Below are 16923 nucleotides of genomic sequence, written 5' to 3'. Positions count from 1 at the left end.
TGAGTAGTTGAGTAGTGAGTTTTAAGTGGTTAATTGGTTATGTAGTTGTTGTATTTATAATAATTCAACCACTTAACTAATCAACCACTCACTAATCAACTAACCTTTATTTTTTTCTGCAAATTCCTGCATGGCATCTATCAGTACATGGATGCTGGTGGTAGGCAGGGCGTTATATATTGACGCACGGAAACCGCCTACACTGCGGTGACCTTTAATACCCACAATACCTTCATCATCGCACAATTTCAAGAACGCTTTTTCGTGATCGGGATTGTTAACCACAAAGCATACATTCATTTTGGAGCGGTCTTCAGTGGCAGCAACACCTTTAAACAATGGGTTACGGTCAATTTCGCGGTACAGCATGGCTGCTTTGGCATCGTTTTCCTTTTCCATAGCGGCTATACCGCCTTTAGCTTTTAACCAGCCAAGCGTCAACATCGATACGTAAATAGCAAATACGGGTGGGGTATTATACATTGACCCACCCTCAATCTGGGTTTGATAATTGAACATAGCCGGGATCTTGCGATCTACCTTACCCAGTATCTCATCTTTAATGATCACGAGCGTAGTACCGGCAGGGCCCATATTTTTTTGAGCACCAGCATAAATCAAACCAAAATCGGCCACATTAATTTTACGGCTGAAAATATCAGATGACATATCAGCAATCATGGGTACTGGCGATGGTTTGATATCCTGTAATTGGGTACCGTATATGGTATTGTTGGATGTGATGTGGAAGTAAGCTGCATCGGCAGGTACCATATAATCTTTAGGGATGTAGGTAAAGTTGCTTTCCTTGGAGGTAGCCACAATTTCCATGTTACCAAAATATTTGGCTTCTTTAGCTGCCTTATTGGCCCATACACCTGTTTCAAGGTAAGCAGCCTTACCACCCTCAGGCAATAAGTTATAAGGTACCATAGCAAACTGCTGGCTGGCGCCACCTTGTAAAAATAGCACCGAATAACCTTCCGGTACTTCTAACAATTCTTTAACCAGTTTTACGGCCTCAGCTAAAACTGCCTCAAACTCGGCCGAACGATGTGATATTTCGAGAATTGACAAACCTATACCATTAAAATCAACCACTGCCTGGGCAGCCTGTTTCAATACTTCGTGAGGAAGGATGCCTGGTCCGGCACCGAAATTATGTTTCATAGCTTTAAGTGAATTTACCAAGACCAATAAGGTTACTTAGTTTTGGCCGAAGTTAAATAATTACCCTATTAAATTGGTAGTTAATTATTATTTTATAAATAACGCTTGGCCATTGTGTAAAATTTCAGAATTATTTTTGGCGCTAATGTAATCTGTTTGTTAAGCTTGCTTTAGTTGCTGAATAGTTTGCAACGGATCATCCGACGAAAAAACAAAATTACCGGCAACCAATGCATTGGCACCTGCAGCTACTAATTGTGATGTGTTTTGCAGATTTACGCCGCCGTCAACTTCTATAAATAATCCGGGATTGCTTACTGCGCTCATGCCCTTAACCTGTTCTATCTTTTTATAAGTGTTGGTTATAAATTTTTGCCCGCCAAAACCGGGATTAACAGACATAATGAGCACCAGGTTTAAATCGGTAATAATATCCTCCAACAATGCTACAGGAGTATGTGGGTTTAGCGCCACTCCGGCTTTGCAGCCTAATTCTTTAATTGCCTGAATGGTACGGTGCAGGTGAGTACAGGCCTCATAATGAACAGTGATATGACTTGCACCGGCATCGGCAAAAGCTTTGAGGTAACGGTCGGGGTCTACGATCATGAGGTGAACGTCGAGCGGCTTGGTGGCATGTTTTTTTACCGCTTCAACTACAGGGAAACCAAAAGATATATTAGGAACAAACAGGCCGTCCATAATATCAACATGGATCCAATCGGCTTCGCTTTGGTTAATGAGTTCTATATCGCGTTGCAAATTGGCAAAATCGGCCGCTAAAATAGAGGGTGCAATTAAATGCTTCATGCCGTCAAATATAGGCATATCGGCAAAAGTATTACAGTAAACTATAAAGTAAACAGTTAAGCTAATAATGAAGAAGAAACTGGTAGTTGTAATGATGTAAAAAAGAAAGGCAATAGAAATTATCAGTCGCAGTTTTGCAACAGTTCGTAATATTTACGCATTAGCACAGTATCATAATTTACCAGGGATTGGTAAGCTTCAGATACAAGTTCATTAAGTATGGATGCACCCAGCTGGCCTGCACCATTGGGAATACCTTCGTAGTATTTTATTAAATCTTTGACTCTTATAATTTCATAAAGCAACAGTTGTATAAGGTCGGCCTGTGTGCCGCTGGTTGTACCCTGTACATTGTTACTCAAAAAATCTAAAGGATCATCATTAGCAGTAGATGTCATTTTCAATAGGATCGGACTTTAGATGTTTCGGCAATATCTACAATTATCCAATAGCTTAATTAATGACCTTAGGGGGTTTGCAAAGAAACAAAAAACAAACAGAAAAACCACATATCCTTTGATAAAATCTCAAGATATGTGGTTTTAATTGCTAAAAAGCAAATTATTTAGTCTCTTGGAGAATCGTTTCTTTCCGGACGCGGTAATAGTGCCTTACGGGAAAGTTTTAATTTACCTTGTTTGTCAACATCCATTAGCTTAACACGAACAATCTCACCTACTTCAAATACACCGTCCATCGTTTCAATACGACGGTGATCTATTTCTGAAATGTGCAATAAACCATCCTTGCCCGGCATAATTTCTACAAATGCACCAAAAGGCATTATCGAACGAACTTTACCTTCGTAAATTTCGCCAACCTCTGGTCGCATAGCAATTGCACGGATACGGCTAACGGCAGCATCAATAGCTTCTTTGTTATCACCGAATATCTGAACGATACCCATGTTGTTAACTTCTTCGATATTGATGTTTGCACCGGTTTCGCGTTGCATTTCCTGAATGATCTTGCCGCCGGGACCAATTACTGCACCAATAAATTCTTTGTCGATTTTAAGGGTGACAATACGTGGAGCAAAAGGCTTGTAATCTTCGCGTGGAGCAGCTATGGTCTTTGCCATTTCGCCCAGGATATGTAAACGACCTTCTTTAGCCTGATCTAACGCGTTTGATAAAACTTCGTAAGAAAGACCATTGATCTTTAAATCCATTTGACAGGCTACTATACCATTTTTAGTACCGGTAACCTTAAAGTCCATATCACCTAAGTGATCTTCATCACCTAAAATATCGGAAAGGATAGCATATTTAGTACCCATTTCGTTAGTGATTAAGCCCATGGCTATACCTGAAACGGGCTCGGTAATTTTAATACCGGCATCCATTAAAGCCAATGTACCCGCACAAACTGTTGCCATTGACGACGAACCGTTCGATTCCAGGATATCAGATACAATACGGATAGTGTATGGGTTTTCATCTTCGGCAGGCAATACACGTTTTAACGAGCGCATAGCCAGGTTACCATGACCAATTTCGCGACGGCCAGCGCCACGGTTAGGACGAACCTCACCAGTAGAGAAACCAGGGAAATTATAATGTAACAAGAATTTTTGGTAACCATTGATAAATGCGCCATCAATCATTTGCTCATCATCCTTAGCACCTAAAGTAACGGTGGTTAAAGCCTGAGTTTCGCCACGGGTAAATACCGCGCTACCGTGTGCAGATGGTAAGTAACCAACTTCACTCCATATAGGGCGAATCTGCGTAGTTTGACGACCATCTAAACGTTTACCTTCATCTAAAACAAGGTTACGGATAGCGTCGTACTCTACATCGTGATAATATTTTTTAGCTAACGATTTCGTAATATCGTCAATTTCGCCTAAAGTGGCGATGTAAGCATCACGTACTTCTCTAAACTTAACCGAACGCTCATCTTTAGCCGAAGCTGAACCAGCAATAGCATATACCTGCTCATAAGTAGCAGCATAAATGGCTTTTTTCAAGTCTTCGTTGCTGTGCTCGTGGCTGTACGTACGTTTTTCGGTTTTACCAACTTCAATAGTCAACTCTTTTTGAGCTAAACACTGAATTTTGATAGCGGTATGTGCAAATTTGATAGCCTCCACCAATTCAGCTTCCTGAATTTCGTGTGCTTCACCTTCCACCATGTTAATATCGTGCTCCGAACCGGCTACAATGAATTCTAAAGTAGCACGTTGTAATTGGCTTAAAGTTGGGTTAATAACCAACTGACCATCAACTTTGGCAACACGTACTTCCGAAATTGGACCGTTAAAAGGAATATCAGAAACAGACAATGCAGCTGATGCAGCCAAACCGGCTAAGCAATCGGGCATAATGTCTTTATCGGCCGATATTAAAGAGATCATTACCTGCGTATCAGCATGATAATCATCAGGGAATAATGGGCGCAGGGCGCGGTCAACCAAACGCGAGATCAAAACCTCGTAATCTGATAAACGTGCCTCACGGCGTAAAAAACCACCCGGAATACGACCTGTAGCCGCATATTTTTCCTGGTAATCTACCGATAACGGTAAAAAGTCGATACCTTCTTTAGCTTCTTTTGAAGAAACTACGGTAGCTAATAACATGGTATCACCCATTTTTATAACTACCGAACCATCGGCTTGTTTGGCCAGTTTTCCGGTTTCGATCTCAATGGTGCGGCCGTCACCTAAATCAATAACCTTTTTAATTGCATTGTAACTCATCTTGTTTTGTATAGTACGCTTTTCATCTTTTAGAGCGTACCGGCTTTTATTTGTTTGCTGATGTAAAAGTAAAAAAGCCATCCGCTAACGGACAGCTTTTTTGAAAGACTGTAAGTACTATTTGATAATATCCCTTAGCTCTAAAGCCTTGATGATAGCACGGTATCTTTGAATGTCTTTTTTGTACAGGTAAGCTAATAAAGCACGACGTTTACCTACCAATTTCTGTAAAGACAATTGAGTAGCGAAGTCTTTTTTGTTCTTTTTTAAGTGACCGGTTAAGTGTGCGATACGTTTTGTGAATAAAGCAACCTGACCTTCGGCCGAACCTGTGTTAGTGGCTTCGCCACCATGTGTTGTGAAAATCTCTGTTTTCCACTCTGAACTTAAATACATTACGTGAATAATATTAAAGCGTGAATTATTTTTGTTAATTAAGGTGCAAATGTAACGTTTAAAGTTGAAAGTAAAAAGTGATTTATTAGGTGAACGGTTAAGGGCGTAAAGTTGAGAGGTACAACCTGTTTTTTACTTGAGCAATTTACCTTTTATACTTAATAAAGTTTTAGATTAATTGAAACCTTTTACCTTTCGCCTTTATTATTTATTCATGACATACAGCACCTTTGAAACCGAGCACCGTGTACGGCCCGATGATATAGACATGTTTCAGCATGTGCACAACAGCCGGTATTTTGATTATATAATGGCTGCCCGTTACGAGCAAATGGAAACCTACTATGGCATGGCCATGGAAAAGTTTATGGAACGCGGCTTTGGCTGGGTAGTAAGTACCGCACACATTAATTACAAACGTGCGCTTACTATTGGAGATTATTTTTTAGTACGTACCGGTATAGAAAGCGTAAACGACAAAGGTTGCCGGGTTGCCTTTACCCTCACTAATAAAGCCACTAAAAAAATATGCTGCGATGGTTATTTCGATTATGTGATGATAGATATGAAAACCGGCCGGGGCATGAAGATACCGCAGGATATTGTGGAGCATTACAGGATATAGGTAAAGGGTACAGAATGAAGAGCCAAGATTGTAACCTGCTTTCGCTCAAAGCATCCTCCTGCCGCTTATTATAGGATGCTGAAATAAATGCAGAAAGACTGAATCTACTTTTGAGCCACTACAGGCATGTCCCGATAATAATACCTGCTGAAAATGAGGTAAGAAATTACCACATTACCTATAATGAGTATTGGGATCAGCTTAAACATCATTACCCAAAACAGCACAATAAATAAACCCATTACCCATTGCAGGTACTTATCCATGTTAAGGCCTATATAATAAATGAGCGAATGCAGCAGCACAAGCATGCTTGCGGTCATGAACAAAAGTTGCACGGCCAGCAAAGGGTTAAACCGGCTGAACAGCCAAATTGCCTCTGGCAATAGCAACAACAAGTAGCTGAGAAAAATGTAGCCATAGCGTTGCATAAATGAATAAGGGAAGTTACGGGAGAGGCTCAACTGAGTTTGTTCGAAACGCTGGCCCTCAAATACCAAAACTGCATGTGCAACAGATATGGTAAGTACCGCCATACCGGCCACCCGCGAATCGGTTTTCACATCGTTAAATAGTTGGAATACGCCGGTTATAATCAACCAAGATAAGGCCTTAGTAATAGCGTACGGAATTTTGAGCCGGTTTAATAAGTTATAAATAAACAAACTGTAAAAAGGCTTTTTCCAGCTACTGCTTAACCTGAGCAGCCACGATGGATTACCGCTATCAACCAACTTATTCACCACAGTAACATACAACCAAGCACTCGCAGCGGCCAACAACAACAGGTATAATATAATACTAACCGGCGTTACATAATAATTGTACGATACCCCTACGCCAACAGCTATTAAACCGTACGCAATTACCGGTAACAGCACATAGAGCTGCGTTATAAACCAACCCGTAAGCTGCTCTTTTCTCGAAAACGAATTGATACTGTAAAATAGAAAATGCTGTGTTGGAGCCGCAATTTGCCCTAAAATATAATGCCAGCATTTAAAAGTGTATAACAACCAAGCGGCAAAAACTACAAGCAACATGAGTGGACTGGTTATAAAGGCCAGCATCAGTGTTTTATGGTAATTTAATAACTGCCCCGGATCCACCGCACCTATCATGAACAGGAAAAAGAACAGGAACATACCGGCGTGGGCCTGGTAAAATCCTCGTACAAATATCCGGCTTAAAATATGGGTAAGCGGCTGCTTCATATAGGGGTAAATACGCTCAGGGATTGATTTTCTATCTGTAATACCTGCGCAGGCAAAGCTATCGAATCCAGTATTTGGTGCGATGACAACAAAAAGCTGGTACCATATTGCTGATGATGGCTGGCTATCCATTGGTAAAGCACCGTTAAGGCAGCAGTATCAATAGTTATTAAGGGTTCATCTAACAAAATAAATTTTGGTTTGCCCAAAAAAGCAAGTAATAAGGACAACTTTTTCAGCATACCGCTCGAATAAGTGCCCACCGGTTTATGGATATAGCCGCCCATCCCCATACTTTCGAGGTAAGGCTGCTCCTGCCCTGCGGTTGCATTTTTGGCCGATGCAAAAAGGTCGATCAGTTCACGCCCGGTTAAAAACTCAGGAAACAGCGGCTCGGCCTCGGCAAAGTTCACCAGCTTACGATATTCTACCGGTTGCTTTTTAATACTAATATCATTCAATAATATATCGCCATTGAAAGCTAAGATACCTGCTATTGATTTCAACAACGTACTTTTACCCGATCCGTTCACACCTTTGATCCAGTATATACCGGCATCAATAGCAAAATCGGGAATGCTTAATGCCGGGTAGTTACCGTATGATTTTTGAAAGTTGGCGAAACGGAGCATGGGCGTGAATTTGGGTTGATGTTTTTGTACACCGTCATGCCGAATTTATTTCGGCATCCCACGTGTTAAGTAATTAATTGATTACCGCTTGTGTACCTTTCTGGTGAATTGCCGAAATAAATCCGGCATGACTTTCTACTTAATATCCTATTGAAGATGCTTCTATAATGTCACCATAAAAGTTTTTTACATCCATACCGGCAGCGCGTACCTGTTGCGGGATCAGGCTATTGGCCGATTGGCCGGGTGTGGTGTTTACTTCTATAAAATAAAAATCCCCCGTATCTTCTTGCAAAATAAAGTCGATACGTACCATACCGCGACAGTTTAGGCGGATATAGATCTCGGTCAGTATATCGCTGATGATCTGGTTTTGTTCGTTGGTTAAGTGGGCCGGCGTAATTTCCTGCGATACGCCCGGCGTGTACTTGGCCTCGTAATCAAAAAACTCTTTCGAGCTAATGATCTCGGTAGCGGGCAACACCACCAGCTTGCCATGCAGGCGGGCAATTCCCCGGCTAAACTCGCGGCCTTTAATAAATTCTTCTACCAGTATCTGGCTATCTTCATGAAAAGCTTTTTCCAGCGCGGCAGGCAGCTCGGCAACGCTATGCACCTTGCTCATCCCCACACTGCTCCCGCCATTATTAGGTTTAACAAAAAGCGGAAAATTTAAAGTAGCCGCAATGCTGCTTACATCGTGCAAATCGTTCTTTAACAACTTTACCGATTTTGCGGCATTTAAATTCCTGATGCCATGCACCAAAACCTTAGTGTAAGCCTTATTCATGGTAATGGCCGATGTGGTGGCATCGCAGGTATTGTAGGGTAAGCCAATTAAATCCAGGTAGCCTTGCAGTTTGCCATCCTCGCCGGGCGTACCGTGTACGGTAATAAATACGCTGTCGAACTTAATTTTGATACCGTTAAGCATTAAACTGAAATCGTTTTTATCAATATCCACCAGTTCACCATCGGCCTGGTAAAACCAGCGGTCGCGGTTAATTAAAATGGTGTACACGTTATATTTATCAGCATCCAGGTTGGCTGCAATGTTTTTTGCGCTGTTGATAGATACCTCGTATTCGCCGGTGTAGCCTCCGGCCAAAAGGGCAATATTTTTCTTGCTCATAGGCCAAATATATAAAAAAGACAGCCCCTCCCAACCCTCCCCGGGAGGGAGGGCTTTAAAAATATTAAAAGTCTCCCCTCCCGGGGGAGATTTAGAGGGGGCTTCTGTTTTTTATTTATATTTGCGCATGCCATATAAAGAACGCGATATCAGCAAGATGTATTACACCATGGGCGAGGTAACTACCATGTTTGGGGTTAATCACTCTTTGATAAGATATTACGAAAAAGAGTTTGATGTATTGCAGCCTAAAAAGAATAAAAAAGGCAATCGTTACTTTACTAACGAAGATATTGAGAACCTAAAGATCATTTTTCATTTGGTACGCGATAAAGGCTACACTATACAGGGCGCCAAGGATCATTTGAAAAATAACATGGGCGAAACTAAAAGCCAGCAAAGTATCCTTACATCCCTCGAAAACCTTAAAAAATTCCTGCTCGAAGTACGCGACCAGTTGTAATCTCCATTTCTTTTCCTGCGGGATAATTGTATTTTAGAGGCGGCTTAATCTTTTAGTCACGCTTTAAATATTTCCTGAACCTTATGCTCCGGGCACACAAAGGCGAAATTTCTATTTTGTATTGGCTGTTGCCCTTTATGGCGGGTATTGTGCTTGGTTTATACAGTGAGGGGTTCTTCCTGTTTCCTATTGGGGTTGGTACAGGGGTATTTGCATGCTTACTCTTTATCAGTTTAAATTTACTGTATAATAAAATTAACGGAAACCAATTTTCATGGGTTGGCAGTATTGCCATGCATCTTTTTTTGCTTTGCGCAGGCTGGTTAAGCTGTCAGCTAAATAATGATTTGGTTAAAAACGATCACTTTTCAAAAGCGAAAGCTAATTTCCTGATAGCCCAGATCATTAATGAGCCACAACAAAAAGGTATTTACACCCGCTTTACAGTAAAAGTCACTAACACAATTGCAGCCCGCAAATACCAATCATCTACGGGCAAAATATTAGTTACACTGGTAGCCGATAGTAACTCGCATTTGGTAAATTACGGCGACCAATTGCTTATACCAGCCAACTACAAACCGGTTGATCCACCTTTTAATCCAGCCGAATTTAATTACAAACAATACCTGGCCCATCAAAATATCTATCATCAAAGCTTTATTACCAGGGCGCAGTTCAGGGTATTACAACGCCATACGGGGAATCTGGTTATTGCTTATTCACTCAGGGTAAGGCAACAACTTGTCAATTCCATTAAGCTATATATTCACGATAAAGATGCGGCGGCAATAGCCTCTACCCTGTTATTAGGATATAAAGCCGATATGAGTGCCGATATTTTGCAAGCGTATTCCAAAACAGGAACCATCCATGTGCTGTCTGTTTCAGGTGCGCATGTGGCTATCATCTTTGTTGTGATCGCCTTTTTACTAAAGCCTTTCAGGCATTACCGTTATGGCCGTGTGTTTAATGCCTTACTCTCTTTAATTTTAATTTGGGGATACGCCATCCTCACCGGACTTTCACCCGCGGTTTGCAGGGCAGCGGTTATGTTAACTATGCTTATCATCAGCCAGGCCAGCGGTAGGCCCGTCCATGCCTTGAACGTGCTGGCCGTTTCGGCATTTGCCCTTTTGCTGTATAATCCCTTTTTGATAACCGATGTTGGCTTTCAATTGTCGTTTATAGCCGTATTTGGCCTGGTAGCCATACAACCCATTATTGAAGAACAATTGGAGTTAAAAAACAAATGGGTAAAAAAGTTTTGGAAATTATGCGCCTTGTCTTTAGCGGCACAACTCGTCACCTTTCCGCTAAGTGCCTATTATTTTCACCAGTTTCCATTATATTTCCTGATAAGCAACCTGCTCATTATTGTTCCTGCCGAAGTGATCGTTATTGGAGGAATGGTATTCCTAATGAGTTCATGTTTTGAATTGTTATCGCCTTTGACCGCCTTCCTGGGCTATGTATTAGAACAGTCCATATTACTCATGAACAAGGCACTCATTTACATAGAGCATTTACCTTTTGCCAGTATTGGCCAAATCTGGTTCACGCCCTGGGAGCATTTGCTGTTATACCTCATCATTGGTTGCTTTATTTACTTCTTGCTTTGTAAGCATACCAAGCAACTCGCAGCGGCTCTATTATGTTTGTTGATTTTATGTACCTGTTTAAGTTGGAAAGGCATTCAAAAGCACAAGGCCAATCATATTATCTTCTTTAATGTAAAAAAGAACTCGGCCATCTTATTTCAAACGGGACGGGAAGCGGTATTGGTAACCGATCTCACACCTCAAGACAAGAATTATTCGTACAGCATTCAACCTTGTTTAGATAGTTTAGGTGTAGATAGTGTAATAATTTGTCAACCGGCTAAAAATATGCAAAACTCATTTTTTCGGAAGCAAGAACATTTAATGCAGTTTAAAAATAAATCTGTGCTATGGTTTAATCCTTCACTGCAAAAGGCAGTCTTATCCCCAAAAATCAACATCGACTATTTATTTTTTACCCACAATCCGCATAGCAATCTCACATTTATACATAATAATTATAACTTTAAGCTTTTAATTGCCGATGCTAACAACTTAGCCCAACATTTAAGCCAACTACAGCATGAGGCCGATAGCCTTCACTTAAAAATAAATATATTAAGGCGTAACAATTCGTTTATTGTTGCATCTAAATATATAAATCAATAACTTTAATTAATTATTAACTGCATATTATCAAACAATCATGAATAAACTATTTACTGCTGCTATGGGCCTTGCCCTTACCGCAACTGCCCTAAGTGCTACTGCACAAAAAAAGTACACTGAAGGTACCGCTACTTACGAAGCCAGCGTTAACGGACAAACTGTTGAAGCCAAAGTTTTTTTCAAAGGCGATTCATCGGCCACTACCATGCAACAAGGCCCTGCCAACATTAAAGTAATTGGATTTAAAGAAGACTATATGGCCGTGTTAGTTGATGTACCCGTGGCCAACATGAAGAAAGCGGCTATTGCAACCCCGGGCGAACTGGAAGAAGCTTTATCTAAACTTCCGAACTTTACTTTTACCCCAGGTACCGAAACCAAGCAAATTGCCGGTTTCAATTGTAAAAAAGTAGTAGCTAAAGATGCGAAGAGCGGCAATACTTTCGATGCCTGGGTAACTACCGATATTTCGGCACCAGCAAGCGCATACAGCAATTTATATGCTAAAATTGGCGGTTTTCCCGTTCAGTTTACCATTAGCCAAATGGGCCGCAACGTAACCAACACTTTAAAAACTATTTCTGATGCCAAAGTACCTGCCGGTACATTTGCTATCCCTGCAGGTTTCGATAAAATGACTCTTACCGAATTGAGCGCCATGAGCGGCGGCGGCAGATAAACAGCCGTTTTCGATGTAACAAAAAAGGTCTTTTTGCTTTTGCGAAAAGACCTTTTTTGTTACATCGAATTTTATATAATTTTGAGTGATAACGGGCAATGCTTTCAGAACCACATGTGGTAACTTGGCAATTCCAAAAGATGCCTCACTACCGTACGGGACAACAAATTGGCGTTAAAGTACCATTGATGCCATGCTTTCAATCTCTTCCCCTACAGCTTTTACCCAGGTATTAAACAAGTGGGTTTCAATGGCCACAGCTTCGCTTGCATGTAACTGCCAATCGGCCGAAAAATGCTGTAGTTGGTTAATCATTTCTTCCAGGTGGCCTTCCTCCTCCAATATGATAGACTTAACGTTGATCTTGCTGTTAGCTTCGCTAAGTACGTCCTGATAAATGGGGTACAATTCATCGGCACGTACCTCAATGGCGTAAGTTACCAGCAGGTAGGCCGCAAAACGAAGCTCTTTACCGGTTAAGGCTAACTTCTCTTTCAGGTAACGGCATACATCCACATCCAGTTGGTTAAGGTAACGCTTGCTATGCGTGGCGGCTAATAAATACTGCGGTGCATAAGTTGGCATCACAGCCTCCTCTATTTTTTCTATTTGTTTTTTGAGATAGAATGCATGGCGGTGCTCTTCGGCAGCATGCTTGAGGATGATATAGGTAACCGTTGCAGGGTCTTCGCTGGCCGATATTTTACGTGCGCCGGTGTTCTCCATCAGCGACAGTGTATTTAACCAGCGGGCATGCAGGTTATTATTGTTTACAATAGTGGCAAATATTTTTTTGAGTTCCATAAACAGCTTGTTATAAAGTTTGCAGGGCTTTTTGTATAGCGCCGTAAATATAGCTGAGTTGCTCGTTGGTAATGCAATATGGCGGTAAAATGTAAACTATATTGCCTAAAGGCCGTAGTATAATTCCTTCGGCTAAGAAAAAACGGTACAAGGTATCACGCAGGTTATTAAAATATGAAGTATCATTCTGCGTATTCCATTCCATAGCTAATATAGTACCGGTTTGCCTTACGGTTTTAATACGCGGATGATCTTTTATTTGCAGTGCGAACGCAGCATGGCTATCGGCTATCCGTTGTATGTTTTGCCTGGTTGATGGATCTACGAACAAATCCATACTGGCCAAAGCTGCGGCGCAAGCTATTGGATTTGCGGTAAACGAATGCCCGTGAAACAAGGTCTTTAACTTATCATCCGATAAGAAAGCATCATAGATATGTTGTGTGCAAGTGGTAATACCAAGTGCCATAGTACCGCCGGTTAACCCTTTAGAAAAGCACATAATATCGGGCTCATGCTGCAAATAATCGCTGGCAAAGTTTTTGCCTGTGCGACCAAAGCCGGTAAATACCTCATCGTCAATAGTAAAAATTCCTTCCTGTTTACAGTGCAGTACCAGTTCATCCAAATAATTGGCCTCATACATAAGCATCCCAGCCGATCCCTGCACCAGTGGCTCAAAAATAAAACAAGCGAGTTCTGTTTTGAGACCCGATATTTGCACCTTTATACTTTCTATATTATCTGCCGTAGGCAAATCAATAAATTCTACATCGAACAGTAATTGATCGAATGCGCTGGTGAAGGCGCTTCTGCCACTTACGGCCATAGCGCCAAAGGTATCACCATGATAGGCGTTTTTGAAAGCCAGCATTTTGCTGCGTTGCTCACCTTTATTGTACCAAAATTGCAAACACATTTTAAGGGCCACTTCTACAGCGGTCGATCCGTTATCGGAGTAAAATACTTTGGCTTGGTTATGTGGCAGCAGGGCCAGCAGGCGTTCGGCCAATTCAACAGCGGGTTCATGGGTAAAGCCGGCAAAAATAACGTGTTCCAGGTTGTTTAATTGTTTGGCAACCTGTGCGGCAATATAAGGGTGTGCATGCCCGTGTATATTCACCCACCATGATGATATGGCATCAATATACTCCTTTCCATCTTCACTATACAAACAAGCACCTTCGCCCCTTACAATGCCAATAGGCGGCATAGCGGTTTGCATTTGGGTGTAAGGATGCCATATAACTTTTAAATCGCGTTCGGTTAAATTCATTTAGCTGTTTTCAATAGTTCAACTACATATTGGTCTGTGCGGAAGGTTACATCTTCGGGCTGCAATTCATCCAGTTTTTTCCAACGGAAAGATTGCAGGCTATCGCCTTTACCCTCAAAATCGAACAGATCGGTCTTCGTTACAAAATTCAGGTTGCCAACCGGTTTTACCAAATAATATACGCTGATAATCTGCGAATCGTTAAAGGCCGACTTCACATAAAAGTCGGTGGTATAAAAGTGACTCAAAACCTCCACTTCAGTATTACATTCTTCTACAAACTCGCGCTTTAGTGCTTCTATTAATCCTTCTCCAAACTCTACTCCCCCACCCGGAAACTTAATAAACCGGTAGCCTTGTACCTGCTCATCACTTAATAAAATTTCCCGATGCTCGTTAATAAGCAAGCCGTAAACCCGTACGTTAAAATACATTATTCGTAATGTTTTTTGTTGCGGATGATGTTCTCCATAGTCCACTCAATATCCACGCGTTTAACTTCCGACCGTATAGGGCAGTTGGGCATGCTGCAATAGTGACAACACTCGGGCACGCAAGGATCGGTATGTATGAAGAGTTCGGTGGGTACACCCGCTTTTTCGTTAATCAGTTTATCTACTAATGATACTTCCTGGTGTACCCTGTTTAAGTCAAAATAGTTAGGCAGGGTCATGTGGCAATCCAGGTGCAATTCATGTCCGTATTTTTGTGCACGCAGGTTATGAATATCAATCCATTCGGGCTTGCGCTCATCATTTAGCACTTTTATAATATGCTCTACCACGGCAAAATCCGTTTCGTCCATTAACCCGGCAACCGATTTACGGATGAGCTGGTAACCACTAAAACAAATATATAAACCCACCACAATAGACAGCACACCATCCAGCCAGATAAGCCCGGTAAAATTGATCAACACTAAGCCTAAAACCAGGCCTCCACTGGTTACCATATCGGTAAGCAGGTGCCGGCCGTCGGCATCTAAAGTTACAGACTTTAACGCTTTGCCTTTATGAATCATATAGTAACCCAAAGCACCGTTAACAGCCCCGGTTAAACCAATAATAACAGCACCCGTTAACAAATCATGAATTACCTGCGGATAAAAAAGTCCGTAAACCGATTTAAACAGGATACCAATCCCGGCGATGGAAATTAAGGCACCTTCTAAAAACACGGAGAAGAACTCAATTTTACCATGCCCGTAAGGGTGGTTTTCATCGCGCGGGCGAGAGGATATATATATGCTGAAAAATGCGAATGAACTGGCAACTACATTTACAATACTTTCGGCAGCATCAGTTAACACAAAGTTGGATGCGGTAATAAAGTAAGCGCCGAATTTAGCCAGCATTAATACCACGCTCATTACCAGCGCTACAATTATAATATTCCGTTTTTCCTTCAATGATATAAATTCTGGTCAAATTTAATCATAAGCTGTTTAAATACGGGTAAAGTAATTTTCTATATTTGCCGCAACTTCAATTTTTACTATGAGCGCACTTAGTGACAGAATTAACAATTTGTCTGAATCACAGACCATTAAAATGGCAAAAATGGGCCGCGAGCTGGCCGCAAAGGGTGTTGATGTAATTAGCCTCAGCTTTGGCGAGCCTGATTTTCATACCCCTGAGCACATTAAACAGGCAGCCAAACAGGCCATGGATGACAATTTTACCTACTATACACCTGTAGCTGGTTACCCCGAACTGCGAAAGGCTATTGTGCATAAGCTCAAAACAGAAAACGACCTCGATTATGATTTTACCGACATTGTGGTATCAACCGGTGCCAAGCAGGCCATTGCCAACGCCATACTATGTTTGGTTAACCCGGGAGAAGAAGTAATTATTCCAACTCCTTACTGGGTATCCTACTCTGAGGTAGTAAAACTTGCCGAAGGTAAAAGTGTGTATATTAATACCACGGTTGAACAAAATTTTAAAATTAATGCCGAACAATTAGAGGCCGCCATAACAGATAAAACTAAGCTGTTCATGTTCTCATCGCCCTCTAACCCTACCGGTAGTTTATATAGCAAAACCGAATTAGCCGCATTGGCTGAGGTTTTTGAGCGTCATCCGCAGGTTTACATCATTTCCGACGAGATTTACGAGCACATAAACTATGTAGATAAGCACGAGTCGATTGCGCAGTTTGCCAGTATTAAAGACCGAGTGATTATCATCAACGGTTTCTCAAAAGCATACGCCATGACCGGCTGGCGAATTGGCTACAGTGCTTCGAGCAAAGAACTGGCTACGGCCTTCGACAAAATGCAGGGGCAAATTACATCAGGTACCTGTTCTATTACCCAACGTGCCGGTATTGCGGCTTATATGGGTGGGTTAGATTCGGTATTGGAAATGCGCGCCGCGTTTAAAAAACGCCGCGACCTGGTTTATGGTTTATTGCAGGAAGTAGAAGGCTTAAAAGTTAACCTGCCCGAAGGTGCATTTTATTTCTTCCCTAATGTAACCTCGTTCTTTGGCAAATCATTTAATGATAAGGTTATTAACGATGCCGATGAACTAAGCATTTACCTGCTGGAAGAAGCACACGTGGCCGTAGTTGGCGGTGATTCATTCGGCGATCCTAAATCTATCCGTATCTCTTATGCCGCCGCCGAAGATAAATTGATAGAAGCCGTAAAACGTATTAAAAAAGCCTTGGGCCAGTTGCAATAACAAACATCCGTATCATAGCCAAAAAAAAAGGCTGCATCATATTGATGTGACCCCCAAAAGTTAGACAGTTTACAAAATTAAGTTTTTTGTATCAGAGCTCGGTATACCACCGGGCTCT

General features: G+C 41.5%; 17 protein-coding genes. 5 read left to right on the top strand and 12 right to left on the bottom strand.

Going from position 1 to position 16923, the window contains the following annotated elements; all coding sequences use genetic code 11:
• Positions 1-99: 99 nt before the first annotated feature.
• The 5 genes from serC to rpsO all read right to left on the bottom strand — a co-directional run bounded on the left by serC (position 100) and on the right by rpsO (position 5080).
• Entirely contained in the window at positions 100-1170 is a 1071-nt protein-coding gene (gene serC / locus ACFQ3S_RS02085) for a 3-phosphoserine/phosphohydroxythreonine transaminase (protein ID WP_377160725.1), read from the bottom strand.
• A 159-nt stretch (positions 1171-1329) separates the two neighbouring features.
• The gene (gene rpe / locus ACFQ3S_RS02080; protein ID WP_377161836.1) at positions 1330-1980 is read right to left on the bottom strand and encodes a ribulose-phosphate 3-epimerase; all 651 of its coding nucleotides are present in this window, start codon (positions 1978-1980) and stop codon (positions 1330-1332) included.
• 122 nt (positions 1981-2102) lie between these two features.
• Positions 2103-2378 carry a hypothetical protein gene (locus ACFQ3S_RS02075; RefSeq protein WP_377160723.1) on the bottom strand — a complete coding sequence of 92 codons (276 nt, stop codon included), beginning with the start codon at positions 2376-2378 and terminating at the stop codon, positions 2103-2105.
• 167 nt (positions 2379-2545) lie between these two features.
• Positions 2546-4684, bottom strand: coding sequence for a polyribonucleotide nucleotidyltransferase (gene pnp, locus ACFQ3S_RS02070; protein ID WP_377161834.1), 2139 nt, complete (start codon positions 4682-4684; stop codon positions 2546-2548).
• Positions 4685-4801: 117 nt separating this feature from the next.
• Positions 4802-5080: a 30S ribosomal protein S15 gene (gene rpsO / locus ACFQ3S_RS02065; protein WP_377160720.1), complete on the bottom strand. Its 279-nt coding sequence runs from the start codon at positions 5078-5080 to the stop codon at positions 4802-4804.
• Positions 5081-5294: 214 nt separating this feature from the next.
• On the opposite strand from rpsO, the gene ACFQ3S_RS02060 reads away from it, so the two are divergent.
• The gene (locus ACFQ3S_RS02060; protein ID WP_377160718.1) at positions 5295-5705 is read left to right on the top strand and encodes an acyl-CoA thioesterase; all 411 of its coding nucleotides are present in this window, start codon (positions 5295-5297) and stop codon (positions 5703-5705) included.
• A 104-nt stretch (positions 5706-5809) separates the two neighbouring features.
• On the opposite strand, the gene ACFQ3S_RS02055 is transcribed toward ACFQ3S_RS02060, so the two are convergent.
• The 3 genes from ACFQ3S_RS02055 to ACFQ3S_RS02045 form a co-directional block, all read right to left on the bottom strand.
• Positions 5810-6919, bottom strand: coding sequence for a hypothetical protein (locus ACFQ3S_RS02055; RefSeq protein ID WP_377160716.1), 1110 nt, complete (start codon positions 6917-6919; stop codon positions 5810-5812).
• Complete coding sequence (locus ACFQ3S_RS02050) at positions 6916-7551, bottom strand: ABC transporter ATP-binding protein (RefSeq protein ID WP_377160713.1); 636 nt, start codon at positions 7549-7551, stop codon at positions 6916-6918. Before ACFQ3S_RS02050 ends, ACFQ3S_RS02055 begins: the two co-directional genes overlap by 4 nt.
• A gap of 139 nt (positions 7552-7690) precedes the next feature.
• Complete coding sequence (locus tag ACFQ3S_RS02045) at positions 7691-8683, bottom strand: D-alanine--D-alanine ligase (RefSeq protein WP_377160711.1); 993 nt, start codon at positions 8681-8683, stop codon at positions 7691-7693.
• 127 nt (positions 8684-8810) lie between these two features.
• Here ACFQ3S_RS02045 and ACFQ3S_RS02040 point away from each other — a divergent pair, with 127 nt between their 5' ends.
• The 3 genes from ACFQ3S_RS02040 to ACFQ3S_RS02030 all read left to right on the top strand — a co-directional run bounded on the left by ACFQ3S_RS02040 (position 8811) and on the right by ACFQ3S_RS02030 (position 12035).
• A complete protein-coding gene (locus ACFQ3S_RS02040) occupies positions 8811-9146 on the top strand; it encodes a MerR family transcriptional regulator (RefSeq protein ID WP_377160708.1) in 336 nt (111 codons plus the stop codon).
• Between the two features lie 83 nt (positions 9147-9229).
• Positions 9230-11356, top strand: a complete 2127-nt coding sequence (locus tag ACFQ3S_RS02035; protein WP_377160705.1) for a ComEC/Rec2 family competence protein — start codon at positions 9230-9232, stop codon at positions 11354-11356.
• Positions 11357-11393: 37 nt separating this feature from the next.
• The gene (locus ACFQ3S_RS02030) at positions 11394-12035 is read left to right on the top strand and encodes a hypothetical protein (protein WP_377160703.1); all 642 of its coding nucleotides are present in this window, start codon (positions 11394-11396) and stop codon (positions 12033-12035) included.
• Between the two features lie 174 nt (positions 12036-12209).
• On the opposite strand, the gene ACFQ3S_RS02025 is transcribed toward ACFQ3S_RS02030, so the two are convergent.
• Genes ACFQ3S_RS02025 through ACFQ3S_RS02010 form a run of 4 tightly spaced genes read right to left on the bottom strand, consistent with a single transcriptional unit; the run spans position 12210 to position 15523 of the window.
• Positions 12210-12839 (bottom strand): hypothetical protein, encoded by a 630-nt coding sequence (locus ACFQ3S_RS02025; RefSeq protein ID WP_377160700.1) that lies wholly within the window; start codon positions 12837-12839, stop codon positions 12210-12212.
• A gap of 10 nt (positions 12840-12849) precedes the next feature.
• The gene (bioA, locus tag ACFQ3S_RS02020) at positions 12850-14115 is read right to left on the bottom strand and encodes an adenosylmethionine--8-amino-7-oxononanoate transaminase (RefSeq protein WP_377160698.1); all 1266 of its coding nucleotides are present in this window, start codon (positions 14113-14115) and stop codon (positions 12850-12852) included.
• Positions 14112-14549 (bottom strand): NUDIX domain-containing protein, encoded by a 438-nt coding sequence (locus tag ACFQ3S_RS02015; RefSeq protein ID WP_377160695.1) that lies wholly within the window; start codon positions 14547-14549, stop codon positions 14112-14114. Before ACFQ3S_RS02015 ends, bioA begins: the two co-directional genes overlap by 4 nt.
• On the bottom strand, positions 14549-15523 hold the full coding sequence (locus ACFQ3S_RS02010; RefSeq protein WP_377160692.1) for a cation diffusion facilitator family transporter: 975 nt from the start codon (positions 15521-15523) through the stop codon (positions 14549-14551). The genes ACFQ3S_RS02015 and ACFQ3S_RS02010 overlap by 1 nt, the downstream gene beginning before the upstream one ends.
• Before the next feature lie 88 nt (positions 15524-15611).
• On the opposite strand from ACFQ3S_RS02010, the gene ACFQ3S_RS02005 reads away from it, so the two are divergent.
• Complete coding sequence (locus ACFQ3S_RS02005; protein WP_377160689.1) at positions 15612-16805, top strand: pyridoxal phosphate-dependent aminotransferase; 1194 nt, start codon at positions 15612-15614, stop codon at positions 16803-16805.
• Positions 16806-16923: the final 118 nt, after the last annotated feature.

It is taken from the genome of Mucilaginibacter terrae (genome assembly GCF_042679325.1).
Classification (GTDB): domain Bacteria; phylum Bacteroidota; class Bacteroidia; order Sphingobacteriales; family Sphingobacteriaceae; genus Mucilaginibacter; species Mucilaginibacter terrae.
The sequence above is the reverse complement of the archived record's forward strand: the minus strand, read 5'-3'. Positions and strand labels throughout refer to the sequence as shown.